We start from the raw sequence: 23004 nt of genomic DNA, 5'->3' as shown, positions 1-23004 counted from the left end.
AACATACTCAAGTGAACCATAGTATGGAGAATTTGAGTAATGCTCCTGCGACTTTGCGTGACGGGCGATACGCGGGCCAGTCGCGCAGCCCTAGACGCGCCGCAGCAGCGTCCCCACCGCCGCCCCCAGATACCCCGGAAACTCCTCCGCCGACGGCAGCACGGCCGGCACCGCATGCCCCAGCTGGCTGTGCCCCAGATAGAAGCTGTACGCCATCAAGCCCCGCTCTCGCGCCTCCTCCGCCCCAAAACCCAGCTCGGTGAAGAGCCCCGTCAGGTAGTCGATCCGGCGCTCCGTGACCTGCCGCAGTGCGGCCGCGACCTGTGGGTGGTCCGTGCTGGCCAGGAGTGAGAGCTCAAGCGGATCGGCCGCGCCCGGCTTGGTGACCCGCTGGAACAGGGCGCGCAGGCGTTGCTCCGGATCCGGCTCCGTCTCCACCGCCGCGATGATCTCGTCCGTGTTCGACTCGACCCAGCGGGCGAGTGCCGCCCCGATCAGGGCCTCGCGGTTGGTGAAGTGCCAGTAGAAGCTGCCCTTTGTGGTGCCGAGGCGGGTGGCGAGCGGTTCGACCGCGACGGCTGCGAGGCCGCCGCCCTCCCGGACGGCGGTGAGGGCGGCGTCCGCCCAGTCGCGGGCGGTGAGCCTGGGTTTCCTGGGCTGCTGCCGTTGTGCCATCCCCATACGCTACCGTATGGTTTCCATACGCCAGCGTATGGAGGTGCGCGATGCGCAAGGACAGGCCCGTGGCGGTGGGGTTTCCCGAAGGTGCTCGGCTGATCAGGGCAGCCTTGGAACGGCCCGATTATCAGGACGCGTACGCCATGCAGTTGCGGCCCGGGATGCCGCGTGACCCGGCTGCCTGGACGGGCATCCTGCGCGACGCCTTTCCGGTCGTCGCGCGGGAGGACGGTGAGGTGCTCATGGACGTCAGCGCGGGCGGACTGGATGCCTGGGCGTCCATCGTCGTCGATGCCGAGTGCGTCGTCCTGTGCAGTTCTGTGAAGACCAACGCTTGGCGGTCCAGGCTGTATTGGGGTGTGGTGAAGAGGGTGCATCCCTTCATGGCGCGCCTCATGATGGTCCGCACCCATCGCCGGCTTTCCCTCGCAGCCGGGAACGGCGTTACCTAGGCAGCAGCGCAGAACATCACTTCGGCAGTCGGCCCGCCACGTACTCCTCCCGGAGCGTGTTCTTGCGGATCTTGCCTGAGCCGGTCAGTGGGAAGCCGTCGACGAACACCCAGGTGCGAGGCGTCTTGTGCGGGGCCAGGTGGGCGCGGACGTGGTCGAAGAGTTCCTTCTCGATCGCAGTCTCACCCACCGTCTCGCCCACCTTGTGGTCCGGGTTGAGTCGGATGAAGGCCGCGACCCGTTCGCCCCAGACCGGGTCGGGGACGCCCACGACCGCGGCCTCGGCGACTGCGGGATGTTCGGCCAGGACCTGTTCGATCTCGCGCGGGTAGATGTTCTCGCCACCGCGGATGATCATGTCCTTCAGGCGGCCGTCGATACGGCAGTAGCCGCGCTCGTCCATCGAGGCGAGGTCACCGGTGTGGAGCCAGCCGTCGATGTCGACGGCGGCGGCGGTCGCGTCCGGGGCGTCGAGGTAGCCGGTCATGACGTGGTAGCCGCGGGTGCAGAGTTCGCCGGTGACCCCGGTCGGCACGATGGCGCCCGCCGCGTCCACGATCTTCACCTCGGTCAGGGCGAGGGGCCTGCCGACCGTGTGGGCCCGGTCGTCCGGGGTGTCGTCGAGGCGGGTGATGGTGATGCCCGGGGATGCCTCCGTCTGGGCGTAGATGATGGCCATCGGCACGCCGAAGGTCTGCTCGACGCGGCGGACCAGTTCGGGCGGGACCGAGGCGCCGCCGGACAGCATGTACCGGAGGGATGACAGGTCGGTGCCGGGGAGCGCCGGGTGTTCGAGCATGGCGATGAGCATCGTCGGTACGCCTCCGAGCGCCACGCAGCTTTCGGACTCGGTGAGTTCGAGCATCAGGCCCGGGTCGAAGTGCGGGGGCAGGACATGGGTGCCGAGGCTGATGATCGAGGCCAGCGTGGCCAGTACACAGCCCGCCGTGTGGAACAGCGGCATCGGGTTGAGCGCCGCCTCGCCGGGCCGCAGCCCGAAGGTGCGGACGTAGGCCAGCCGGGCGTTGTTGGTGATGCCGCGATGGTGCAGGACCACGCCCTTCGGGATGCCGGTCGTGCCCGAGGTGTACTGGATCTGGGCCGGTGCCGACGCGTCGACCTCGGGCAGCTCCCGGTCGGGGGAGCCCTCGGCGCAGAACTCCGCCCAGTCCTCGAACAGCACGCTGGTGTGGAGATGGGGCAGGTCGGCGCGGATGTCGGCCAGCGTGCGGGCCATCGGGTTGCCGCGGTACTCGCGGAGGTGGAAGACGCCGGCCGCTCGGGAGTGGCCGAGCACGTGGCGCAACTCCGCCTCCCGCAGGGCCGGGTTGACCGTGACGAGGGTGATGTCCGAGAGGGCCGCGGCGAGTTCGAGGATCACCCACTCCGGGATGTTGTTCGCCCACACCGCCACGCGCTCGCCCGGCGAGAAGCGGCCGAGCAGGGCCCGCGCCGCGCGCTCGGACTCGTCGAGCAGCTCGGCGTACGTCCACCGGCGGCGCTCGGCGGGGTCCGGCACACCCTCGACCAGGGCGACCGTCTCCGGTGCCAGTCGGGCGGCGCGGCGCAGCAGTGATCCGACGGTCTCGTCCAGGAGTTCCTCGCCGGACTCGCCCGCCCAGTACGACGTTGCCACCATGTCAGCCCCCGGAATGCTGTCTGCCGTGCGCGTCGGATACGGCGTCAGTATCCGGACCGGGAGCCGCGGTACGCCAGCCCGCGCGCCCAATCCCCTTGCCAGGCGGCCGAGTTGCGCCCTTGCGCTACGCGGACGGCCCGAGGGAGCGTTCGGTGACCTTCGCCAGATGCCGGGTGAACACCTCCCGGGTGTCCGGCGTCAGCGTGCGCAGAGCCACCAGAGCGGTGATGACGACATCGCAGAGCTCGCCCTGGACGTCCTCCCAGGTGTGGGTGATCCCCTTGCGCGGGTTCTGGCCGGTCGCGCCGATCACCGCCTGCGCCACCTCGCCGACCTCCTCCGACAGCTTGAGCATGCGCAGAAGCAGGCCCTCCTGGCCGCCGTGCGGACGGTTCGCGTCGAGCCAGGTCCACAGGTCTTCGACGGCCGCCCAGAGGTCGGAGGAGGGGGCGGGTGAGGCCGGGGGCTCGGGGAGGAGGGGCTGATCAGTCATGCATGCCAGTCTGCCCATCCCCGCTCACTCCCTGAACAGCGCCTCCTCCTCCGCGAACAGGGCCTCCTGCTCGTCCGGCTTCTTGTCCTGCAGCCTCTTGTTCCGCGCCCCCACGACCAGCGCGGTGGCCGCCGCCGTCACGCCGAGTGCCGTCGGGACCATCCAGCCGCGGTCGAAGACATGGCCGAGCGCGTGGTCGAGGGAGAGACGGCCGGGTCCGGCGACCGCGAGGCCGGTGGCAGCCAGGGCGAGGGTCGCCGCGTACTCGTAGCCGCCCTCCGCGTTGAAGAAGCCGTTCGGGGCGTGCACCGCGGATGCCCCGGCCATCGCGCCGGCCGCCGCCGCACCCGCCGCCGGGGTCGCCAGGCCCAGCGCCAGCAGCGTGCCGCCGCCGGCCTCCGCGAGACCCGCCGCCGTCGCGCTCGCCTTGCCGGGCGCGTAGCCGACCGACTCCATGAACTGGCCGGTCCCCTCGATGCCGTGTCCGCCGAACCAGCCGAACAGCTTCTGCGCGCCGTGCGCCGCCAGTACACCGCCGGCACCCAGCCGGAGCAGCAGCAGGCCCAGATCACGCCGGTCGTAAGAGCTCATGATTTCTCCCGGGACAGAGAACCCCCAGCAATGGGGCCGGACAACAGGAACACTCCCCTCCGCGTGTCCACCGTCCCACTCCTCACACCTCCCGGACCCGTCCGCGCAGCCGTTCGGGTGGCGGGTCCCGGCGGGCGGTGTGACTCTGCTGCCATGACGATTCAGCCAGCCAAACTCAGCGACCCGGCCGTCCGTGCGTTCGTCACCGCCGTCAACGCCCACGACCGGGACGCCTTCCTGGCCCTCCTCACGGAGGACGCGACCATGGCGGACGACGGCTCCGACCGGGACCTCAACGAGTGGATCGACCGGGAGATCTTCTCCTCCAACGGTCACCTGGACGTCGACAACGAGTCCCAGGGCGGCCGCGCCCTCCTCGCCCACTACCGCAACGACGCCTGGGGCGAGATGCGCACCCGCTGGAACTTCACCATCGAGGACGACGGCAGGATCTCCCGCTTCGAGACCGGCCAGGCTTGAGTCGCTCCGAGACCGGCCAGGCTTGAGTCGCTCCGAGACCGGCCAGGCGTAAGTCGCTCCGAGACCGGCCAGGCGTAAGTCGCACCGAGACCGGCCAGGCGTATGTCGCACCGAGACCAGCCCGGCGTATGTCGCACCGAGACCAGCCCGGCGAAAGCACGCGTACAACCCCTTGCCTTCGTGCGCGCTCCAACTCCTACCGTTCTCGGTCATGGAGACGAACAGGACCCTCGGTCGCAGCGGCATCCGAGTAAGCGCTCTCGGTTTCGGCTGCTGGGCCATCGGAGGCGAGTGGCAGAACACGGAGGGGCAGCCGCTCGGCTGGGGCAAGGTCGACGACGACGAGTCCGTACGGGCGATCCGGCGCGCCCTGGAGCTCGGCGTGACCTTCTTCGACACCGCGGACACCTACGGCGCCGGGCACAGCGAGCGGATCCTCGGACGCGCACTCGGCAGGCGCCGTGCCGATGTCGTCGTCGCCACCAAGTGGGGCAACGTCTTCGACGAGGAGACCCGCACACTCACCGGTCGCGACGACTCCCCGGCGCACGCCCGCCGCGCGCTGACCGCGTCGCTGAAGCGGCTGGAGACCGACTACGTCGACCTCTACCAGCTGCACATATCCGATGCCGACCCCGAGCGGGCCGCTGAACTCCGGGACCTGTGCGAGGAGTTCGTACGGGAGGGGCTGATCCGCGCCTACGCCTGGAGCACCGACGACCCGGCCCGCGCCGCCGTGTTCGCCGAGGGGGAGCACTGCGCGGCCGTGCAGCATGCGGCCAACGTGCTGCAGGACGCGCCCGAAATGTTCGCGCTGTGCGAGAAGTCGGGGCTCGCGAGCATCAACCGCAGCCCGCTGGCCATGGGATTGCTGGCAGGGAGGCGTCAAGGTGCCCTGGAGGCGGGCGACATCCGCAGCAAGCCGCCGGCCTGGCTCGAGGGCTTCAGCGAGGGCTCCGGAGCCGACTCCGACTGGGTCGCCCGTATCGACGCGCTCCGGGAGATCCTCACCAGCGGCGGCCGTACCCTGGCCCAGGGCGCCCTCGCCTGGCTGTGGGCGCGCAGTCCGCGCACCGTCCCGATCCCCGGCTTCCGTTCGGTCGTGCAGGCCGAGCAGAACGCCGGCGCGATCGAGAAGGGGCCGCTCACCGACCGGCAGCTGGCCGAGGTCGACCGGATTCTCGGACGGTGAGCGGCAGCCTCGTCAGGAGCGCACGCCCTGTTCCGTCAGCGTCAGCTGCCCCGCCTTGATGGTCGCCACGCGTGGGGCGCGGCGGGCGATGGACGAGTCGTGGGTGACCATGACGAAGGTCAGGCCGTGCTCGCGCCACAGGCCCTCCAGCAGGGCCATGATGTCGTCGCGGGTGCCCTCGTCGAGGTTGCCGGTGGGTTCGTCGGCGAGCAGCACCTTCGGCCTCTTGACCAGCGCGCGGGCGATGGCGACGCTCCCCCAGTGCCTTAAGGGCCTGGGGGGACCCCCAGCTGCTGGCCGCCGGACAGCTCGGAGGGGGCGTGGGTGAGGCGCTCGCCCAGGCCCACCGAGTTCAGGGCCTCGGACGCGCGCCGGCGCCGCTCGGCGGGCTTGACGCCGAGCGGGACCAGGGCCGTCTCGACGTTCTCCTGGGCGGTCAGCGTCGGGATGAGGTTGAACGACTGGAAGATGATGCCGATCTTTTCGGCGCGCACCCGGGTCAGCTTCGCCTCGCTGATCCGCGCGAGGTCGACGCCGTCCAGCTCGACACTGCCCTCGGTTGGGCGGTCCAGGCCGCCGATCATCTGCAGCAGCGTGGACTTGCCGCCGCCGGTGGGGCCCTGGATGACTAGCTGGTCGCCGTCCTCGATGGCGAGGTCGATGCCGCGCAGCGCCTCCACCGTCTCCTTGCCCCGCGTGTAGCGCTTGGTGACGCCTGTGAGTCTGTACATGGGATCTCCGTAGAAGAAGCAGAAGAAGCAGAAGAAGCAGAAGAAGCAGATGAAGCAGAAGAAGCAGACGAAGCAGATGAAGCAGGGGGGTGGGGCGCCGTCTCCCGGGGGGATGTACGGAGGCGACGCCGCAGCTCAGGGGTGTTCCGACACCGAACGGTGTCTACGACCCGCTGCGCAGCGCGTCCGCCGGCCGCATCCGCGAGGCGCGCCAGCCGCCCATCGCGCCGGCGATCAGACCGCCTGTGACCGCCAGGCCCACTGCGAGCGCGATGGTGGTCAGGGAGACGGGGGCGGAGAGCGCGATCTCCATCGTGTTGGACGCCGACTGCTGTCCCGGACCGCCGCCCCCCGGGCCACCGCCGGGACCCCCGCCCATACCGCCGCCGCTGCTGCCCAGCTGCGCGGTGAGCTTCGGGGCGACCGCGGTCACCGCGTAGGCCGCCGCGAGGCCCAGGCCGATGCCGAGGGCGCCGCCTAGCAGACCGTTGACCATGGACTCGCCGACGACCTGCCGGGTCACGTTGCGGCTCGGCCAGCCGAGCGCTTTCAGGGTGCCGAACTCGCGCACCCGGCGGGAGACGGCCGAGGAGGTCAGCAGCGCCGCCACCAGGAAGGCCGCGGCCAGCACCGCGATCGACAGCCACTTGCCGACGCTGGTCGCCAGGTTGGAGGCAGTGGAGAGGGACCCGGAGACGGTGGAGGCGAGGTCGGCGGAGGTGGTGACCGTCGTACCGGAGATGTTGGCCTGGATCTCCTTCTTCACGGTGGCGATCTGCTGGGAGTCGGTCGCCTTGACGTAGATCGTGGTGACCTTGTTCTTGGCGTCGCCGAGCGTCTGTGCCTGCTTCAGCGGCAGGTAGACGTCGATGGTGGACTCGCCGCTGTCGGGTGTCGCGATGCCGATGACCGTGTACTTGGTGCCGTTGATCTTGAAGGTCGAACCGACCTTGTACTTCTTCGACTTGGCGTACGACTTGCTGATCACGGCGACCTTGGCGTTGCTCTGCGCGGCCGTGAACGTCCTGCCGGAGGTGATCTTCGACGTGGCCAGCGGGCCGAGGTCCTGGTCGGTGACGTCGATGCCGGCCACCGAGTAGGAGTTGACGTTGAAGGACGCGCCGCCGCCCTGGACCTGCGGCTGGCCGCCACCGGTGCTGCTGCTGTTGCCGCCGCCGGGGCCGCCCTGCTGGGAACCCGAGGACCCGGAGGGCGACGTCGAGGACTTCGCCTTGCCCTGGGTGAAGGAGCCGTCCACCTTGGTGACGTTCAGGGTGATCGCGCCGACCGCGGCGGACACGCCCTGCTGGGCTGCGACCTTGGTGACCAGCGAGGACGACAGGGCCTGACCACCCTGTGTCATCACCCGGTCCGAGCTCTGCTTGGTGCTGCTGCTCTGCTTGGCGTCGAACTTGAAGTTCGGGCCCTGCGAGCTGCCCGCCTTGGGAGCCGACTGCGCCTTGGTCACCGTCATGTCGGTGCCGAGGCCGTAGAGCGACTTGAGGACCTTGTCCTGAGCCTGTGTCATACCGGCCGACACCGAGTTGACGGTGATGACCAGCGCGATTCCGAGCGCCAGACCCAGTGCGACGACCAGGGCCGCCTTCTTTCTGCGGCCCAGTTCGCGCTTGAGATAGATGCCAAACATCCCGTTCCTCGAAGGTTCTTGGCGCCCGCTGTGGGCGCTGCCACAAGCTAGGGAGAAACCTTTGAGCCGGACTGAGTAAAGGATGTGTCAGAGCTGAGAAAGTCGGATGCCAGGTCAGAATTCCGTAAGACAGGCAATTCCTATGCCGTAGAGGGCGTACTGCCAGGAAACTGCTGTTGGGTGGGTGTTACGGTCCCGGGATGCACGGTTCTTCTCCGCTGTCCCGGCGTTACGCTCTCGGTCTTGCCGCAGCCGCCATTCCGCTTGCCGCGGCTACTCCCGCTTCCGCAACCGGCACCGTCGTCGGCGGTGAGCGACTCGCCCGTAAGGGAATTCAAGTGAGCGGCGCCACAGGGTTGCCCGGGAAACTCACCGCGAGTGCCTGGATCGTCGCCGACTGCGGGAGCGGCGAGGTGCTCGCCTCGTTCGCCGCGCACCGGCGCCTGCCGCCCGCGTCCACGCTGAAGATGCTGTTCGCCGACACGGTCCTGAAGAAGTTCCAGCGGAGTCAGCGGTACAAGGTGACCGACGCCGACCTGGCCGACATCCCGGCCGGCTCCAGCCTGGTCGGGGTCAAGCCGGGGATCACGTACACCGTCGAGCAGCTGTGGCAGGGCGTCTTCCTGCGCTCCGGCAACGACGCCGTGCATGTGCTCGCCCATATGAACGGGGGAGTGGCGAAGACGGTCGCCGAGATGCAGGCCAAGGCCGAGGACCTGCAGGCCCTGGACACCCATGTGGTCAGCCCCGACGGCTTCGACCACAAGGGTCAGCTGTCCTCCGCGTACGACCTCACCCTCTTCGCCCGGCACGGACTGAAGAACGCCGACTTCCGCGAGTACTGCCACACCCGGATCGCGAACTTCCCGGCCGGCGGCAGGAAGACCTTCCAGATCCAGAACACCGACCGCCTGCTCACGGGCGCGTGGGGCCTGAAGACGTACGACGGGCTGATCGGCGTCAAGAACGGTTTCACCAGCAACGCCGGCAACACCTTCACGGGTGCCGCCACCCGCGGCGGCCGGACCCTGCTGGCCACCGTGATGCACCCCAAGAGCGGCTACAACGCCGTCTACGAGGAGACGGCCGCGCTGCTCGACTGGGGCTTCACGCACGGCGGTTCGGCCGAGCCGGTGGGCACGCTGGTCGAGCCGCTCAGCGAGGGAGGGGCGAGGGCGACGCCCACCCGCAAGACGGCCCAGGCGGCGGCCGGCGCCCCGGGCACGGAGTCAGGAGACCCCTCGGCCTGGCGGCTGCTGGAGGGCGCGGGCGGCACGGTCGCCCTGCTGGCGGGCGGTGTCTGGGCGCTGCGCAGGCGCGGGAAGAGCGGCGGCAGGCACGCCGGCTGACGCATGTGGCAGCCGTTCCATCCACCGGTGCGTACCTCGCGGTCCCACGCGAGATCCACCCCCACCCGGTGCGGTGGAACGGCTGCCATCCCCCCTCGGCATGAACTGCCGGGCCTACGGAACTTCACTCCCCCATGTGTGAAGCTCTTGTGTAGGAGATTTGAGCATAGGTCCACAACCGGCCGCAATGGTGCGGACGCTCAAATTCCGGTTGTGCAAGTTGATGAGTTGAGGACCTGCCGGGGCGGTCAACCGCGGCCCACGTACGGCATCGCGGTCGCCAGAACCGTCGCGAACTGCACGTTCGCCTCCAGCGGCAGCTCGGCCATGTGCCGCACCGTGCGCGCCACATCGGCGACGTCCATCACGGGCTCGGGAGCGATCTCACCGTTGGCCTGCAGCGCTCCGGTCTGCATCCGCGCGGTCATGTCGGTGGCCGCGTTGCCGATGTCGATCTGCCCGACCGCGATGTTGTACGGCCGCCCGTCCAGCGAGAGCGACTTGGTGAGGCCGGTCAGCGCGTGCTTGGTCGCCGTGTAGGCGATGGAGTGCGGCCGCGGAGTATGGGCGGAAATGGAACCGTTGTTGATGATGCGTCCGCCCTGCGGGTCCTGCTCCTTCATCTGCCGGTAGGCCGCCTGCGCGCACAGGAACGCCCCGTTGAGGTTGGTGTCCACCACATGCCGCCAGGCCTCGTACTCCAGCTCCTCGACCGGCACCCCGCCGGGACCGAACGTCCCCGCGTTGTTGAACAGCAGGTCAACCCGCCCGAACCGCTCGACGGCGGCGGCGAACAGTGTGGCCACGTCGTCCGGCCGTGAGACGTCGGTCCGTACGGCGAGACAGGCACCGCCCGGCACCAGCGCCGCCGTCTCCTCCAGCGTCCCGGGGCGCCGCCCCGCCAGCGCCACCGACCAGCCCGTACGCAGCAGCTCCACGGCAACCGCCCGCCCGATGCCGGAGCCGGCGCCGGTCACCACCGCGATCCTCGACTGCCCGCCGGTCCCCTGCTTCTCAGTCTCCATGGCATTCATGGGCCCGCAGCGTAGGCGAGGGTCCGGCATGCGGGACGAGACCGTCCGCCATCCGGGTTCGAGCGGCCCGACGCGCAAGTGACATTCGGCACTGTGTGCGAGCTGAGACCATAGGGGCGTATCACTCGGAGAGGGAGGGGCACATGCCCGAGCAGGGCGCGTCGACACCGAACATGTCGACACCGCACATGGAGCAGGCGGCCGGACCGGAAGCTGAACCGGCCGTCGCCCGTACCGTTCCCCGTACCGGCCTGCTCGTCACCCTGATCCTCGGCGGACTCACCGCGACGCCCCCGCTGGCGATGGACATGTACCTCCCCTCGCTCCCGGAGGTCACGAACTCCCTGCACGCGCCCGCGGCCACGGTCCAGCTCACGCTCACCGCCTGCCTGCTCGGCATGGCGCTCGGACAGCTGGTGGCCGGCCCGATGAGCGACCGGTGGGGCCGCCGGCGCCCCCTGCTGATCGGCCTGGTCGCCTACGTCGTCTCGACCGTCCTGTGCGCGTTCGCGCCGACCGTCGAGTTGCTGGTCACGTTCCGGCTCGCGCAGGGGCTCGCCGGCGCGGCGGGGATCGTCATCGCGCGCGCCGTGGTCCGGGACCTGTACGACGGCGTGGCGATGGCCCGCTTCTTCTCCACCCTCATGCTGATCGGCGGGGTCGCCCCGATCGTCGCGCCGCTGATCGGCGGGCAGATCCTGCGGGTGACGGACTGGCGGGGGGTGTTCGTGGTGCTCACGGTCGTGGGCACGGTGCTGACCGCAGCCGTATGGGCGAAGCTCCCCGAGACCCTCCCCGCAGGCGAGCGGCACGGCGGGGGAGTCGGCGAGGCCCTGCACTCGATGCGCCGCCTCCTCGCCGACCTGCCCTTCACCGGGTTCATGCTCGCGGGCGGGTTCGCGTTCGCGGCGCTCTTCGCCTACATATCGGCCTCGCCCTACGTGATCCAGGAGATCTACGGCGCCTCCCCGCAGACCTTCAGCCTGCTGTTCGGCCTGAACTCGGTGGGGCTGGTGGCCGTGGGCCAGATCAACGGAAAGCTGCTGGTCGGAAGGGTCCGCCTGGACCGGGCGCTGGGCGCGGGGCTGCTCGTCGTCATCGCCGCCGCGACCGCCCTCCTGCTCATGTCCACCGGAGCCTTCGGCAAGGTCGGCCTGGCGCCCGTCGCCGCGGCCCTCTTCGTCCTGATGTCCGCGATGGGGGTGACCCTGCCCAACGCCCAGGCCCTCGCCCTGATGCGCACCAAGCACTCAGCCGGATCGGCGTCCGCGCTGCTCGGCACGTCCTCGTTCCTCATCGGGGCCGTCGCCTCCCCGCTCGTCGGGATCGCCGGAGAGCACACCGCCGTCCCGATGGCCGTCGTCCAACTGGCCGCGGCGCTGGTGGCACTGGGCTGTTTCGTGGGAATGTGCCGAGCCCGCAGCGGGCGTACGAGCGTGGAAGGAGCGGGGAGCTGAGCGCACCGAGACTGCGCAGGGACAGTCCCGAACGGGCTGGACTCGACCCCGGCGAACTCCGCCACCTCGCCCAGGAGGTCCACGACCTCACCACCGGGGACCGGCCCTGGGCCGCGGGCGCCGTCGTCGTCGCCGGGCGCGGCCCGGTGATCGCCGTCGAGGAGGCGGCGGGCTGGGCCGTCAGATACTCGGCCTACGACCCCGACGCGGACCGCGGCATCGAACTTCCGCCCGCGGCCCGGGTCCCGATGACCGTCGACACACCCGTCGACCTGGCCTCCCTCACCAAGTTGTTCACCGCGGTCGCCGCCGTGCAGCAGATCGAGCGCGGCACGCTCGGCATCGACGCGCGGATCGGTGCGTACCTGCCTGACTTCCGTGCGGCCGTGCGGCACGGGATCACCGTGCGGGAGCTGCTCACTCACACCTCCGGGCTGCGGCCCGAACTCCCGCTGTACGACTGCGCCGACGACACGGAGCGGCTGGAGAGGCTGCGGGCGGAGGTGCCGATCGGGGTGCCCGGCACGTACACGTACTCCGACCTCAACTTCCTGCTGCTGCAGTTCGTTCTGGAACGGATCACCGGCCGCACCCTGGACGTCCTGATCCACGAGGGGATCACCCGTCCGCTGGGCATGCTGTCGACCGACTTCGGGCCCTGTCCCGGGGCGGCGGCGACGGAGGATCAGCGGCGGCCTTGGGGCAAGGCGGAGCGGGGGATGCTGCGGGGGGTGGTCCACGACGAGAACGCGTGGGCGCTCGGTGGCATCGCCGGCCATGCCGGGCTCTTCTCGACGGCCCGTGACCTGGCGGTGTTCTGCCGCACGCTCCTCGCGGGCGGTTCCTACGGGCCCGCCCGCATCCTGGGCACGGACTTCGTCGAGCTGCTGCTGGCCCCGCCGGGGCTGGGGTTCGCCGTGGACCAGCCGTGGTTCATGGGGGAGCTGGCGGGGCGGGGGGCGGCTGGGCATACGGGGTTCACGGGGACGTCGCTGGTGCTGGATCCGGCGACGGACACGTTTCTGGTGCTGCTGGCGAACACGGTGCATCCGCGGCGGCGGGGACCCGACAGCCGCCCCAGAGCCGCGGCGGCGACCCGCCTGGCGAGGGCGGTGTACCGCAGCCCGTTCCGGCCTTGATCGCCGGACGGGCAGCCCGTCCGGCGTTTGAGGACGAGGCCGTTCAGGCCGACAGGGGGTCCAGGGGGGCGGAGCCCCTGGGGACGGGACGGGTAGGGGCGGCGGGGGCGAAATAGAATCGGCGGGTGAATGACCCCGCAACCCCGGCCGAAGCCCTGCGCCGCAGTCTCGCCGGCCTCCTCGACGGGCTCCCGCCCAAGCAGGCCGCCCAGGCCGTCGACCGCCTCATCGCCAACTACCGCGGGGCCACCCCGACCGACGCCCCCATCCTCCGCGACCGCGCAGACGTGGCCGCCTACGCCGCCTACCGCATGCCGGCCACCTTCGAGGCGGTGCACTCCGCGTTGGAGGCGTTCGCCGACGCCGTGCCCGGCTGGACGCCCGGCAGTCACACCGACCTCGGCGGCGGCACCGGCGCCGCCACCTGGGCCGTCACCGCCACCTGGGACGGCACCCGCCCCGTCACCGTCCTGGACTGGGCCGAACCCGCCCTGGCCCTCGGCAAGGAACTCGCCACCGCCAACCCGGCCCTGCAGCAGGCCAGTTGGCGACGCGCCCGCATCGGCGCCGCCCTCACCCTCGACGACACGGACCTCCTCACCGTCTCCTACGTCCTCAACGAGCTCACCGCACCCGACCGCACCGCCCTCGTCGACGCTGCCGCGGCCGCCGCACAGGCCGTCGTGATCGTCGAGGCCGGCACCCCTGCCGGGTACACCCGGGTCATCGAGGCCCGCGACCGCCTGATCGCCGCCGGGTTCCACGTCGCCGCGCCCTGCCCGCACAGCGCCGGCTGCCCGATCGTCCCCGGTGAGGACTGGTGCCACTTCTCGGCCCGGGTCAGCCGTTCCTCCCTGCACCGCCAGGTCAAGGGCGGCTCCCTGCCGTACGAGGACGAGAAGTTCAGCTACGTCGCCGCCACCCGCTTCCCGGTCGCGCCGGCGCCCAACCGTGTCGTACGCAAGCCCCAGATCCGCAAGGGCCAGGTGCTCCTGGACCTGTGCGAGACCGAACCGTCCCTCAGTCGCACCACGGTCACCAAACGCCACGGCGACCTCTACAAGGCGGCCAGGGACGCGGACTGGGGCGACCCCTGGCCGCCGCCGCACACCTCTCAGCCGTAGAACCACAAGCCGTAGAACCACAAGCCGGTACCGTCGGTCCATGGTCAAGAAGCCCGCCCCCGACTCCACCCGCCGCAGCGAGAGGTCCCGTCGCGCGATCTACGACGCCGCCCTCGCCCTGGTCGGTGAGGTCGGCTACCCGAGGACGACCATCGAGGGCATCGCCGCCCGGGCCGGCGTCGGCAAGCAGACGATCTACCGGTGGTGGGGGTCGAAGGCGGACGTCCTGCTGGAGGCGTTCCTCGACCTCAGTGCGCAGGCGGCGCGGGAGGCGGGCCGGGAGCCGTACGTCATCCCGGACACCGGCGACCTCGCCGCCGACCTCAAGGCCGTGCTGCGGGTCACCGTCGACCAGCTGAAGGACCCCCGGTTCGAGGTGCCCTCCCGGGCGTTGGCCGCCGAGGGGCTGGTCAACGAGCAGCTCGGCCGGGAGTCCGTGGCCAAGCTCCTCGAACCCTCGCTCCAGTTGTACGTCGACCGGCTGCGCTCCGCGCAGGAAGCCGGTCAGGTCCGCCCCGAGATCGACCCGCGCATCGCCCTGGAGCTCTTCGTCTCACCCCTCGCCCAGCGCTGGCTGCAGCACACGGGCCCGATCTCGTACGACTACACGGACACCCTCGTCGAGTACGCACTGCACGGTCTTGCCCCTCGTACCCCGGATGTCCCTTCTGGTACCCCGGAGCATGGGACGGTGGGACCATAGGGCATGCTGTTGCGCACGACAGCGAGCGAGGGTGATGGATGAGCGCGGAGTTGGGCGGCCGGAACGGCCGGCAGGGCAAACTCTCCCAGTGGCTGCGTGGCCGCCGCCCGAAGGAGACCGGCGCCGACGAAGGCGGCCGTGAGGCCCTGCTGCTCGCCGCCGCCGGAGCGGGTCTGCCGCTCGCCCCCGCCGCGCATCCCGCCCCCGGCTACCGCTGTTCCTGCGACCGCGTGGGCTGTCCCACCCCGGCCCGGCACCCGGTGTCGTTCGCCTGGCAGACGCAGTCCACCACCGACCGCGCCCAGATCGAGCGCTGGGCCCGCCACCAGCCGCAGGCCAACTTCATCACCGCGACCGGCATGGTGCACGACGTCCTCGACCTGCCCCTGGAGGCGGGCCGGGAAGCGCTGGAGCGGCTGCTCGTCGCAGGCATCGAGGTCGGCCCGGTCGCCGAGAGCGACGACGGCCGCCTGCTGTTCTTCACCCTCACCCGCGGCACCCCCGAGGACGAGGACGAGTGGTGGCCGTGCGAGCTGGACTGCCACCCCGAGACGGCGGACGAGCACCCCGGACTGCGCTGGCACTGCCGCGGCTCCTACGTCCTCGTACCACCCGCCCGGCTGCCCGGCGACCAGAGCGTGCACTGGGTACGCGGCCCGGAGCACCCCCTGCCGGACCCGCTCAGCCTTCTGGAGATCCTCACGGACGCCTGCGCCCGCTACGCCGGCGAGGAGCCCGACCACGCGAACGCGGCCTGGCCCCACCGCAACTAGCCACCAGGCACGTCTAGGACCCCTGCGCGGACGTCAGTCCCTCCAGTCGGGACAGGACCGACACCTGACCGCTGCTCGAGCCCCGCTTCGGGTCCAGGGCCACCCCGTTGGACATGTACTCCAGCGTCAGCGACTGCTTGATCTCGCCGGTGGTCAGCGCCTTCACGCTCGCGGTCTGTGCGGGGATCGAGGTGCCCTCGAAGGCGGTCTGCTTCTCGTAGCGGCGGTTGGTGAAGAACACCAGCGCACCGCCGTCCGCCGTGCGCAGCGCCAGCGGGGCGTAGCTGCCGCTGATCAGCGGCTCGTCGATGAACTGCGTGACCAGGCCCGGCTTCTTGGCCTGCTTCTTGCGCTTCGCACGCCACTGGTCGGTGTGCACACCCGGGGCGAAGACCTTCCCGCCGTTCTTCAGGTAGGTCGCATAGTCCTTGCTCAAGTCGCCCGGCGGGACGGCGAATTCGGTGGAGTTCACCGGTACGGCCTCGGCCCAGCCGGCCGCGTCCTTCTTCACCTTCGGCAGTGTGCCCGGGCGGATGAGCGTCAGATACGCCACCTTCCACGGCCGTCCCAGACCGTCGCGGTGGAACACCAGCAGCCAGTGCAGGTTGCCGCCCTTGTTGCCCTGGGCCTCCGCGACGAACCAGCGGGGCCAGCCCGCCTTCTTGGGGATCGTGTACGTCACGTCGGTCAGCTTCAGCGGCGTGTGCGCCGGATTGCCGGAGGCGCTGAGCGTGTGACCGGCCTTGAGGCGGGCCGCGTCGATGTCGCCCAGGGCGCCGGTGACATGGCCGGCGTCGAGCGAACTGTCGTACGCCTTGTCCGCCTTGTTGTACGCGGACGTGAACTGCTCGAGCGCCTTGGCCGCCTCGGCGCGGGTGGACGAGGGGAGCACCTCGCGCTCCCCGTGCACCACCACACAACCACTCGCCGTCAACGACAAAGCGGTCACCGAGGCCGCAATCAGTGCGCTTCGCTCAAGCCTGCGGAGCCTTCGAGGGCCGCGATCCCTGCTCATCAGGTGTCTTCACCTTCCCCTTCCCGGAGGCGAACCCTACCGGGGCGAAGAACAGCGCGAGTGTCGGGATCAGGTACAGCAGCCACACCGTGACCTGGAGGACGGTCGGATCCGGCTGGAAGTTGAAGACGCCCTTGAGGAGGGTGCCGTACCAGCTGTCCGGCGGGATGGTGTCACTGATGTCGAAGGCCAGATGCGTCAGGCCGGGGATCCAGTCGGCCTCCTGCAGATCGTGGAAGCCGTACGCCAGCACGCCCGCGGCCACGACGACCAGCATGGCGCCGGTCCAGGTGAAGAACTTCGCCAGGTTGATCTTCAGGGCGCCGCGGTAGAACAGCCAGCCCAGGAGGACCGCCGTCGCCAGACCCAGCGCCACGCCGATCAGCGGGCGCGGGGTGCCGTCGCTGGCCGCGTGCACCGAGGCCCACACGAACAGGGCGGTCTCCAGGCCCTCACGGCCGACGGCGAGGAACGCGGTGGCGACCAGGGCGCCCGTGCCCATGGCGAGGGCCGCGTCCAGCTTGCCGTGCAGCTCCGACTTCAGGTGCCGGGCGGTGCGCCGCATCCAGAAGACCATCCATGTCACCAGGCCGACGGCGACGACGGAGAGCGAGCCGCCGAGGGCCTCCTGCGCCTCGAACGTCAGCTCCTGGGAGCCGAATTCGAGGGTGCAGCCGAACCCCATCGCGATGAGCACGGCGATGGCGATGCCGATCCAGATGGGCCGGATGGCGTCCCGGCGGCCCGTCTTGACCAGGTAGGCGATCAGGATGCAGACGACCAGACTGGCTTCCAGGCCCTCGCGCAGACCGATCAGATAGTTGGAGAACACGGGCTACGCCTCCTTGGAGAACAGCGTGCTGCCCCACCAGTCGTCCTTGTCACGGACGCCGGGCGGAACGGCGAACACCGCCGAACCCACGTGCTGGATGTACTCGTTGAGGGCGTCCGTGGCGAGGTTGCGCTGGATCCGGATGAACCCCTCGCGTACGTCGCGCTGGTAGGCCAGGAAGAACAGGCCCGCCTCCAGCCGGCCGAGGCCGTCCGTGCCGTCGGTGAAGGAGTAGCCGCGGCGCAGGATCGTCGACCCGTGGTTGGACTCGGGGTGCGCGAGCCGCACGTGGGCGTCGGGCTTCATCGCCTTCAGGAACGGCTTGTCGTGCTCCTTGGCCTTGCCGACCGGCGCGCCCTCGCCCTTGTCGCGGCCGAAGATGTCCTCCTGCTCCTGCAGGGGGGTCCGATCCCAGGTCTCGATGTGCATACGGATGCGGCGCGCGACGAGGTACGAGCCGCCCGTCATCCAGTCCGGACCGTCCTTCTCGCCGACCCAGACGAACTTCTTCAGCCGGTCCGTCTCCGTGCCCGCGATGTTGCGGGTGCCGTCCTTGAAGCCCATGAGGTTGCGCGGGGTCTGCGCGTCCGGGGTCGTGGACGAGGTCTTGCCGAAGCCGAGCTGGGACCAGCGGATGGTGACCTTGCCGAAGCCGATGCGGGCCAGGTTGCGGATCGCGTGCACGGCGACCTGCGGGTCGTCCGCGCAGGCCTGGATGCACAGGTCGCCGTTGCTGCGGTTCTTGTCGAGGTTCTCGTTCGGGAACTGCGGCAGGTCGACGAGGGCCTCGGGCCGCCGGTCCTTCAGCCCGAACTTCTCGAACAGGGACGGACCGAAGCCGATCGTCAGCGTCAGCCGCGAGGGCTTCAGCCCCAGCGCCTCACCGGTGTCGTCCGGCGGCGCCTCGGCGAGACCGCCGTACGCGCCTTCGCCGACCGCCTTCCCGGCGGTCATCCGGCGCGCGGCCTCCGTCCAGTCCTTCAGCATCTGCACGAACTCGGCGCGGTCGTCCGTCTGCACGTCGAACGCGGCGAAGTGCAGCCTGTCCTGCACGGGCGTGGCGATGCCGGACTGGTTGGCGCCGTGGAAGGCGACCGCGGCTCCGGTCTCGGCGGCGGCCGGGTCCACGTCGTTGCCGACGCGGGTCATCGCGACCGCACCGCCGGCCGCGGCGGCACCGAGCGCGAGCCCTGCACCACCCCAGCCGATCAGCGAACGCCGGGAGGGGGCCTGCGAATTGCCGGCCTCGGCGGCTGTGGCTTCCTGAGTGTCCGTCATGGTGTTGTCCGTCCCCTACTTCACGACGGCGGCGGCGAGCTTGGACAGCGGCTCGGCGAGCGCGTTGACCGCGTCCGACAGCTCCTTGCGGTCGGCGTCGCCGACCTTGTCGTACGAGGTGAAGTCGTACGAGTTCTTGTCCGTGCGGTACTTGTCGAGCAGCGTGTTCAGCGCGGCGAACTGCTTGTCCAGCTCGGTGGTGAGCGCCTTGTCGTTCTCCTGGGCGACCGGCTTGAGCAGCTCGTACGACTTCTGCGCACCCTCGACGTTGGCCTTGAAGTCGACCAGGTCGGTGTGCGAGTAGCGCTCCTCCTCGCCCGTGACCTTGCCGGTGGCGACCTCGTCGAGGAGCTCCTTGGCGCCGTTGGCCATGGAAGTCGGGCTGATCTCGGCCTCGCCGACCCGCTCCCGCCACTCCTTCAGTTCCGTGATGAGCTGGTCGGCGAGGGTCTTGTCCTCGGCGGTGATCTTCTTGGCCTGCCAGAGGGACTTCTCCAGCCGGTGCCAGCCGGTCCACTTCTGGCCGGGCTCCACACCGTCCTCGCGGAAGTCGACCTTCGGGTCGATGTCGCCGAAGGACTCGGCGACCGGCTCGGTGCGCTCCCAGCCGAGACGGGAGGGGGCGTAGGCCTTCTCCGCGGCCTCGATGTCGCCGTCCTTGACGGCCTTGGCGAAGGTCTCGGCGAGCGGCAGCGTCGCGTCGGCCTGCTCCTGGGCGAACTCGCGGTAGGCGGCGACCGCCTTGTCCAGGCGAGGGTCACGCTTGGCGACGCCTGCACCCCCGGTGGCCTTGACGGTCTGTCGGATGCCCTTGCCCTTCATACCGGGCTTGCAGGCGATCGTGTACTCGCCGGCCTTCACCTCGGCGGTGACCGTCTGCTTGGTGCCGGTGCCGATGTTCTCGCGCTCGGTGACGATGCGGTCATCCGGGAAGAGGAGGTAGACCTCGGTGACCTTGGAACCCTTGTTCTCGACGGCGAGCTCGATGTGCCCGGCCGGGAACTCCTTCTTCGACACCTCGCACTTGCTGTCCGTCGCGGTCACCTTGATGGTGCCCTTGGCGTCCTCGCTGCCTTTCTCGGTGCAGCCGGTGACGGCGGTCAGGGCCGCCGCGGTGGCGACGGCGGTGACGACGGAGAGTCTGGCGGCTCGCATGAGGGCTCCAGTGAATGGCCGGAAAGTACGCGTGACGGGCCTCACAAGGTAGGTGAGGCTCGCCTAACGTACCTAAGGTTTCCCTAAGTAGCACCCGTCGAGACGGTGATCCGTCTCTCATGGACGGTGTATGGGCACGGGCTGGTAACGGTGGCTCAAATCAGTCCCCATGGGGGAGTCAAGGGAAGGTCAAAGGGTGGGATCCCTCCCTGAAGGAGGGCACATCTCCGGAAAGGAGTGAACTGTCCCATCGGTCTGCATTGCGAGAATGGCGGGAAAATCTCCCCGGCTTATTTTCTTGCCCTCCGGCCGATCTCCTCGTTAAGATCATTAAGTGCCGAGCGGAACGGGGGCGAGAATTATTCTTGCCGCTGCTCGGCAGATGAAACGGGGAGATTGTGCACAACATTTCCATAAAGTCACTCGCGGTCGCTTTTTCCGCCATTTTCATTTCGGTGGGCGCCCTGACCAGCGAAGCATCCGCTGTGACCACCGCTCCCGCCGCCCAGACCGAGGCGGCGAGCGATTACCCGGGCGGAATGAACGAGGCGGAGTGGCAGTATTGCCGCGTTCCCAGCCACGTCAGCCTCTGCAACAAGGCGAGTGACCACGCCGATGCCGCGCTCGCCGAGGCGCAGAGGCGGTGGGAAGGCCTCCACAATGGTCGCGGGGATGCCTTCCGGCATTGTTACTGGAATGCGCGGATGACCCGCGACTTCGGGGTGGGAACGGCGAAGGGGTTCGCTGACCGCCACGAGCAGAACCCGGACCAGCCGGCCATCGAGAAGAAGATGGACCTGTTCAACAACAATGTCGGCCGTGAGGTCGGTGAGGCGTCGAGCTCCTACAGCGACGCCGCTGAACGGTGCTCCTACAAGGTGCGCCACCACCGCCTGCGTGTCATCAAGGACGGCGAGCTGGTCCGTTCCTGATCGGTAACCTTTTCTCATGCCTGGGTGGGGCCGCGTACCGGATTCCCGGTGCGAGGCCCCACTTCTGGTGTCCACGCGCATCCCGTATCCGTGACCGGAGCACCATGATCACAACCACGGCCGTACCGGCGAAGTTCTGGCGGATCCTCGCCGCGGGGACGGGCGGCATCCTGCTGCTGGAGGCCGCCTTGGCGGCCGTCATGCTCACCGTCCTCGCCTCCTTCACCACCTCCTCCTACGCGTTCGACGGGCAGGAAGGCATGGCGGCGGAGTTCGGCGTCCTCTTCGCCGTCCTCGGCGGCGCCGGGCTGCTGCTGCTCCTGGCGACCGCGGTCGCGGTGCTGGTGGCCGCGCTGCGCAACCGACGCGCGCTGGCGGGAGCGGGCCGTGTACTGGCGGTCGTCTGCTGTCTGCTCCACGCGCTGGCCGCGGTGTCCGCCCTGGTCCGGGAGGATGCCTACATGGCGTCGGCCGTACTGCCCGCCCTCCTGCTGGCGGCCGTGCTCCTCACCCGTCGCACCGTATGAGTGCCGGCGGCACAAAAAGAGGCACAGGCGCCCGGCTTCGGCCCGTGCGGCTGCCGCTGGTGTGGCTGATCCGTTCCGTTCTGGCCTGCGTCGCCGTGACGGTGCTCGCTCGTCTGCTGGGCGGTGGCACCGTCACCCCGCTCCCGCAGCTGGCCGTGTTCCTTCCGTACGCGGCCTTGGCCGCCGTGGTCGCGGTGCTCGGCGCCCTCATCCTGCGGACCTGGCCCGGCGCTCTGGCCGGCGCGGTGCTGCTCGCAGTGTCGGTCCTGCTGCTCGTGCCACGGTTCGTACCGGACCCGGAGCTGGTCGCCGAGGGCGGCCGCCCGGCGGGGGACAGGCTCCGGGTGATGACGGCCAATGTCCTGGAGGGCGGCGCCGACCCCAAGAAATTCGTCGCCACGGTACGCCAGGAGGCGCCCGACCTGCTCGCCGTCGAGGAACTGACCCCCGAGGCGGTCAGGCGGCTCGACGCCGCCGGCCTGGCCAGGGCATTCCCCCACCGGGTCCTGCGGCCCGAGTCCGGCGTGCGGGGCATGGGGCTCTACTCCAGGCTGCCGTTGCGCGATGCGGGGCTGCTGGCGGAGCCGAGCACCTTCCCCATGCCCTGGGCTGTGGTGAAGCTGCCCGCCGGCCCCGTACGCGTACAGGCTGTGCACACCTACCCGCCGCTGCCGCTGGCGGAGGGCAGGTGGAGCGACGACCTCGCGGCGCTCGCCCGCCAGAGTCGTGCGACCTCGGGCAGGCAGGTGATGCTCGGCGACTTCAACGCCACGCTCGACCACGGCCCGTTCCGGGAAGTCCTGGGAGCCGGGCTGGCCGATGTCCACGACGTCCTCGGCTCCGGCATCGTCCGCACCTGGCCCTCCGGTCTTCCGCTCGCTCACCTGGACCATGTCCTGATCGGCGCGAACCTCGGCGGCAGCGGCAAGGAGGACGCCAAGCGGGGCGGCATCACGGCGGCGGCTGTGCACCAGCGGTCGATCCCCGGCAGCGACCACCTCGCGGTCGTGGCCGATCTGCGCGTCCACTGAGATGCTTCAATTCCCCCGTGACTGACTACGACGTCCTCCGCGTCTTCTGCGGCCCCAACGGCGGATACGGCAACGAACTCGGCGTCGTCCGTGAGGGATCGGTGATGCCCGAGCGGAGCGACCGGCAGGCGTTCGCGGCCAAGGTGGGGTTCAGTGAGACCGTGTTCGTCGATGATCCGGAGCGCGGGGTCATCGACATCTACACCCCGACCCTGCGCTTGCCCTTCGCCGGTCACCCCTGTGTCGGTACGGCCTGGCTGCTCGACGTGCCCGAACTGGTCACGCCGGCCGGCGTGGTCGGAGCCCGCCAGGACGGCGAGTTCTGCTGGATCGAGGCCCGGGCGGAGTGGGCCCCGCCGCGCACGTTCCGCCAGTACGCCACGGCCGCCGAGGTCGACGACCTGCCCCTCCCGCCGAAGGGGGAGTGGATCTACGCCTGGGCCTGGGAGGACGAGCCGGCCGGCCGCGTCCGCGCCCGCGCCTTCCCCGGCCGCGACGACGGCATCGACGAGGACGAGGCTACGGGTGCGGCGGCCCTGGCGCTGACCGACCGGCTCGGCCGCGCGCTCAACATCACGCAGGGTGCGGGGTCGCAGATCCTTACGGCTCCTCAGCCGTATGGGTGGGTCGAGATCGGGGGGCGGGTGTGTCTGGAACGGCAGCCGGAGCGCTGAGGAGCGCTGCGCGGTGGGCCGTTGGTTGTCTGCGGGTTCGTTGTGGCTGGTCGCGCTCGCGCGGCGGTAGCCGCAAA

At 70.1% G+C, this 23004-nt stretch carries 23 protein-coding genes and 1 pseudogene; 13 read left to right on the top strand and 11 right to left on the bottom strand.

Going from position 1 to position 23004, the window contains the following annotated elements; all coding sequences use genetic code 11:
• Positions 1-90: 90 nt before the first annotated feature.
• Positions 91-681, bottom strand: a complete 591-nt coding sequence (locus tag EDD92_RS14800; protein WP_123964746.1) for a TetR/AcrR family transcriptional regulator — start codon at positions 679-681, stop codon at positions 91-93.
• Between the two features lie 44 nt (positions 682-725).
• Between EDD92_RS14800 and EDD92_RS14795 the strand changes: the two genes are divergently transcribed.
• Complete coding sequence (locus EDD92_RS14795; RefSeq protein WP_123964745.1) at positions 726-1130, top strand: DUF2867 domain-containing protein; 405 nt, start codon at positions 726-728, stop codon at positions 1128-1130.
• Between the two features lie 16 nt (positions 1131-1146).
• Here the strand turns inward: EDD92_RS14795 and EDD92_RS14790 are convergent, their stop codons facing one another.
• From EDD92_RS14790 to EDD92_RS14780, 3 genes are all read right to left on the bottom strand, one after another.
• Positions 1147-2769, bottom strand: a complete 1623-nt coding sequence (locus EDD92_RS14790) for an AMP-binding protein (protein ID WP_123964743.1) — start codon at positions 2767-2769, stop codon at positions 1147-1149.
• Between the two features lie 124 nt (positions 2770-2893).
• On the bottom strand, positions 2894-3262 hold the full coding sequence (locus tag EDD92_RS14785) for a MazG-like family protein (RefSeq protein WP_123964742.1): 369 nt from the start codon (positions 3260-3262) through the stop codon (positions 2894-2896).
• Positions 3263-3286: 24 nt separating this feature from the next.
• Positions 3287-3853, bottom strand: a complete 567-nt coding sequence (locus EDD92_RS14780) for a DoxX family membrane protein (protein ID WP_030932241.1) — start codon at positions 3851-3853, stop codon at positions 3287-3289.
• Between the two features lie 153 nt (positions 3854-4006).
• Between EDD92_RS14780 and EDD92_RS14775 the strand changes: the two genes are divergently transcribed.
• Positions 4007-4333 carry a nuclear transport factor 2 family protein gene (locus tag EDD92_RS14775; protein WP_123964741.1) on the top strand — a complete coding sequence of 109 codons (327 nt, stop codon included), beginning with the start codon at positions 4007-4009 and terminating at the stop codon, positions 4331-4333.
• Between the two features lie 211 nt (positions 4334-4544).
• A complete protein-coding gene (locus EDD92_RS14770; protein WP_123964740.1) occupies positions 4545-5525 on the top strand; it encodes an aldo/keto reductase in 981 nt (326 codons plus the stop codon).
• Between the two features lie 12 nt (positions 5526-5537).
• On the opposite strand, the pseudogene EDD92_RS14765 reads toward EDD92_RS14770, so the two are convergent.
• A pseudogene (locus tag EDD92_RS14765) lies at positions 5538-6256 on the bottom strand (ABC transporter ATP-binding protein).
• 163 nt (positions 6257-6419) lie between these two features.
• Positions 6420-7904, bottom strand: coding sequence for an ABC transporter permease (locus EDD92_RS14755; RefSeq protein WP_123964739.1), 1485 nt, complete (start codon positions 7902-7904; stop codon positions 6420-6422).
• Positions 7905-8104: 200 nt separating this feature from the next.
• Here EDD92_RS14755 and EDD92_RS14750 point away from each other — a divergent pair, with 200 nt between their 5' ends.
• Positions 8105-9253, top strand: coding sequence for a D-alanyl-D-alanine carboxypeptidase family protein (locus EDD92_RS14750; RefSeq protein WP_123964738.1), 1149 nt, complete (start codon positions 8105-8107; stop codon positions 9251-9253).
• Positions 9254-9501: 248 nt separating this feature from the next.
• Here the strand turns inward: EDD92_RS14750 and EDD92_RS14745 are convergent, their stop codons facing one another.
• Positions 9502-10278 carry an SDR family oxidoreductase gene (locus tag EDD92_RS14745; RefSeq protein ID WP_399182907.1) on the bottom strand — a complete coding sequence of 259 codons (777 nt, stop codon included), beginning with the start codon at positions 10276-10278 and terminating at the stop codon, positions 9502-9504.
• A gap of 152 nt (positions 10279-10430) precedes the next feature.
• Between EDD92_RS14745 and EDD92_RS14740 the strand changes: the two genes are divergently transcribed.
• From EDD92_RS14740 to EDD92_RS14720, 5 genes are all read left to right on the top strand, one after another.
• Positions 10431-11744, top strand: a complete 1314-nt coding sequence (locus EDD92_RS14740; protein WP_123964736.1) for a multidrug effflux MFS transporter — start codon at positions 10431-10433, stop codon at positions 11742-11744.
• The gene (locus tag EDD92_RS14735; protein ID WP_123964735.1) at positions 11696-12883 is read left to right on the top strand and encodes a serine hydrolase; all 1188 of its coding nucleotides are present in this window, start codon (positions 11696-11698) and stop codon (positions 12881-12883) included. Before EDD92_RS14740 ends, EDD92_RS14735 begins: the two co-directional genes overlap by 49 nt.
• A 125-nt stretch (positions 12884-13008) precedes the next feature.
• Positions 13009-14007 carry a small ribosomal subunit Rsm22 family protein gene (locus tag EDD92_RS14730; protein ID WP_123964734.1) on the top strand — a complete coding sequence of 333 codons (999 nt, stop codon included), beginning with the start codon at positions 13009-13011 and terminating at the stop codon, positions 14005-14007.
• 40 nt (positions 14008-14047) lie between these two features.
• Complete coding sequence (locus tag EDD92_RS14725) at positions 14048-14710, top strand: TetR/AcrR family transcriptional regulator (protein WP_123964733.1); 663 nt, start codon at positions 14048-14050, stop codon at positions 14708-14710.
• A 38-nt stretch (positions 14711-14748) separates the two neighbouring features.
• On the top strand, positions 14749-15483 hold the full coding sequence (locus tag EDD92_RS14720) for a bifunctional DNA primase/polymerase (RefSeq protein WP_123964732.1): 735 nt from the start codon (positions 14749-14751) through the stop codon (positions 15481-15483).
• A 13-nt stretch (positions 15484-15496) separates the two neighbouring features.
• On the opposite strand, the gene EDD92_RS14715 is transcribed toward EDD92_RS14720, so the two are convergent.
• Genes EDD92_RS14715 through efeO form a run of 4 tightly spaced genes read right to left on the bottom strand, consistent with a single transcriptional unit; the run spans position 15497 to position 19763 of the window.
• Entirely contained in the window at positions 15497-16498 is a 1002-nt protein-coding gene (locus tag EDD92_RS14715) for a hypothetical protein (RefSeq protein WP_123964731.1), read from the bottom strand.
• Positions 16458-17330 (bottom strand): iron uptake transporter permease EfeU, encoded by an 873-nt coding sequence (gene efeU, locus EDD92_RS14710; RefSeq protein WP_123964730.1) that lies wholly within the window; start codon positions 17328-17330, stop codon positions 16458-16460. The genes EDD92_RS14715 and efeU overlap by 41 nt, the downstream gene beginning before the upstream one ends.
• Positions 17331-17333: 3 nt before the next feature.
• On the bottom strand, positions 17334-18608 hold the full coding sequence (gene efeB, locus EDD92_RS14705; protein ID WP_123964729.1) for an iron uptake transporter deferrochelatase/peroxidase subunit: 1275 nt from the start codon (positions 18606-18608) through the stop codon (positions 17334-17336).
• 15 nt (positions 18609-18623) lie between these two features.
• Positions 18624-19763 (bottom strand): iron uptake system protein EfeO, encoded by a 1140-nt coding sequence (efeO, locus tag EDD92_RS14700; RefSeq protein ID WP_123964728.1) that lies wholly within the window; start codon positions 19761-19763, stop codon positions 18624-18626.
• Positions 19764-20161: 398 nt separating this feature from the next.
• Here efeO and EDD92_RS14695 point away from each other — a divergent pair, with 398 nt between their 5' ends.
• The 4 genes from EDD92_RS14695 (at position 20162) to EDD92_RS14680 (ending at position 22927) form a co-directional block, all read left to right on the top strand.
• A complete protein-coding gene (locus tag EDD92_RS14695; RefSeq protein WP_123964727.1) occupies positions 20162-20695 on the top strand; it encodes a DUF6973 domain-containing protein in 534 nt (177 codons plus the stop codon).
• A gap of 104 nt (positions 20696-20799) precedes the next feature.
• A complete protein-coding gene (locus tag EDD92_RS14690; protein ID WP_123964726.1) occupies positions 20800-21222 on the top strand; it encodes a hypothetical protein in 423 nt (140 codons plus the stop codon).
• Between the two features lie 44 nt (positions 21223-21266).
• The gene (locus EDD92_RS14685; RefSeq protein ID WP_185124016.1) at positions 21267-22253 is read left to right on the top strand and encodes an endonuclease/exonuclease/phosphatase family protein; all 987 of its coding nucleotides are present in this window, start codon (positions 21267-21269) and stop codon (positions 22251-22253) included.
• Positions 22254-22270: 17 nt separating this feature from the next.
• On the top strand, positions 22271-22927 hold the full coding sequence (locus tag EDD92_RS14680; protein ID WP_123964724.1) for a PhzF family phenazine biosynthesis protein: 657 nt from the start codon (positions 22271-22273) through the stop codon (positions 22925-22927).
• Positions 22928-23004 lie beyond the last annotated feature (77 nt).

Source organism: Streptomyces sp. TLI_185, from assembly GCF_003814765.1.
GTDB lineage: Bacteria > Actinomycetota > Actinomycetes > Streptomycetales > Streptomycetaceae > Streptomyces.
Note: the sequence above shows the minus strand (reverse complement) of the source record. Positions and strands in the feature narration are given on the sequence as shown.

What these genes read in the sequence shown, in the direction of transcription:
- efeB (WP_123964729.1), bottom strand. Translation starts at nt 18,608, where the DNA reads ATGACGGACACTCAGGAAGCCACAGCCGCCGAGGCCGGCAATTCGCAG.
- EDD92_RS14775 (WP_123964741.1), top strand. Translation starts at nt 4,007, where the DNA reads ATGACGATTCAGCCAGCCAAACTCAGCGACCCGGCCGTCCGTGCGTTC.
- EDD92_RS14750 (WP_123964738.1), top strand. Translation starts at nt 8,105, where the DNA reads ATGCACGGTTCTTCTCCGCTGTCCCGGCGTTACGCTCTCGGTCTTGCC.
- EDD92_RS14800 (WP_123964746.1), bottom strand. Translation starts at nt 681, where the DNA reads ATGGGGATGGCACAACGGCAGCAGCCCAGGAAACCCAGGCTCACCGCC.
- EDD92_RS14780 (WP_030932241.1), bottom strand. Translation starts at nt 3,853, where the DNA reads ATGAGCTCTTACGACCGGCGTGATCTGGGCCTGCTGCTGCTCCGGCTG.
- EDD92_RS14745 (WP_399182907.1), bottom strand. Translation starts at nt 10,278, where the DNA reads ATGGAGACTGAGAAGCAGGGGACCGGCGGGCAGTCGAGGATCGCGGTG.
- EDD92_RS14770 (WP_123964740.1), top strand. Translation starts at nt 4,545, where the DNA reads ATGGAGACGAACAGGACCCTCGGTCGCAGCGGCATCCGAGTAAGCGCT.
- EDD92_RS14725 (WP_123964733.1), top strand. Translation starts at nt 14,048, where the DNA reads ATGGTCAAGAAGCCCGCCCCCGACTCCACCCGCCGCAGCGAGAGGTCC.
- EDD92_RS14715 (WP_123964731.1), bottom strand. Translation starts at nt 16,498, where the DNA reads ATGAGCAGGGATCGCGGCCCTCGAAGGCTCCGCAGGCTTGAGCGAAGC.
- EDD92_RS14690 (WP_123964726.1), top strand. Translation starts at nt 20,800, where the DNA reads ATGATCACAACCACGGCCGTACCGGCGAAGTTCTGGCGGATCCTCGCC.
- efeO (WP_123964728.1), bottom strand. Translation starts at nt 19,763, where the DNA reads ATGCGAGCCGCCAGACTCTCCGTCGTCACCGCCGTCGCCACCGCGGCG.
- EDD92_RS14785 (WP_123964742.1), bottom strand. Translation starts at nt 3,262, where the DNA reads ATGACTGATCAGCCCCTCCTCCCCGAGCCCCCGGCCTCACCCGCCCCC.
- EDD92_RS14740 (WP_123964736.1), top strand. Translation starts at nt 10,431, where the DNA reads ATGCCCGAGCAGGGCGCGTCGACACCGAACATGTCGACACCGCACATG.
- EDD92_RS14795 (WP_123964745.1), top strand. Translation starts at nt 726, where the DNA reads ATGCGCAAGGACAGGCCCGTGGCGGTGGGGTTTCCCGAAGGTGCTCGG.
- EDD92_RS14790 (WP_123964743.1), bottom strand. Translation starts at nt 2,769, where the DNA reads ATGGTGGCAACGTCGTACTGGGCGGGCGAGTCCGGCGAGGAACTCCTG.
- EDD92_RS14720 (WP_123964732.1), top strand. Translation starts at nt 14,749, where the DNA reads ATGAGCGCGGAGTTGGGCGGCCGGAACGGCCGGCAGGGCAAACTCTCC.
- EDD92_RS14755 (WP_123964739.1), bottom strand. Translation starts at nt 7,904, where the DNA reads ATGTTTGGCATCTATCTCAAGCGCGAACTGGGCCGCAGAAAGAAGGCG.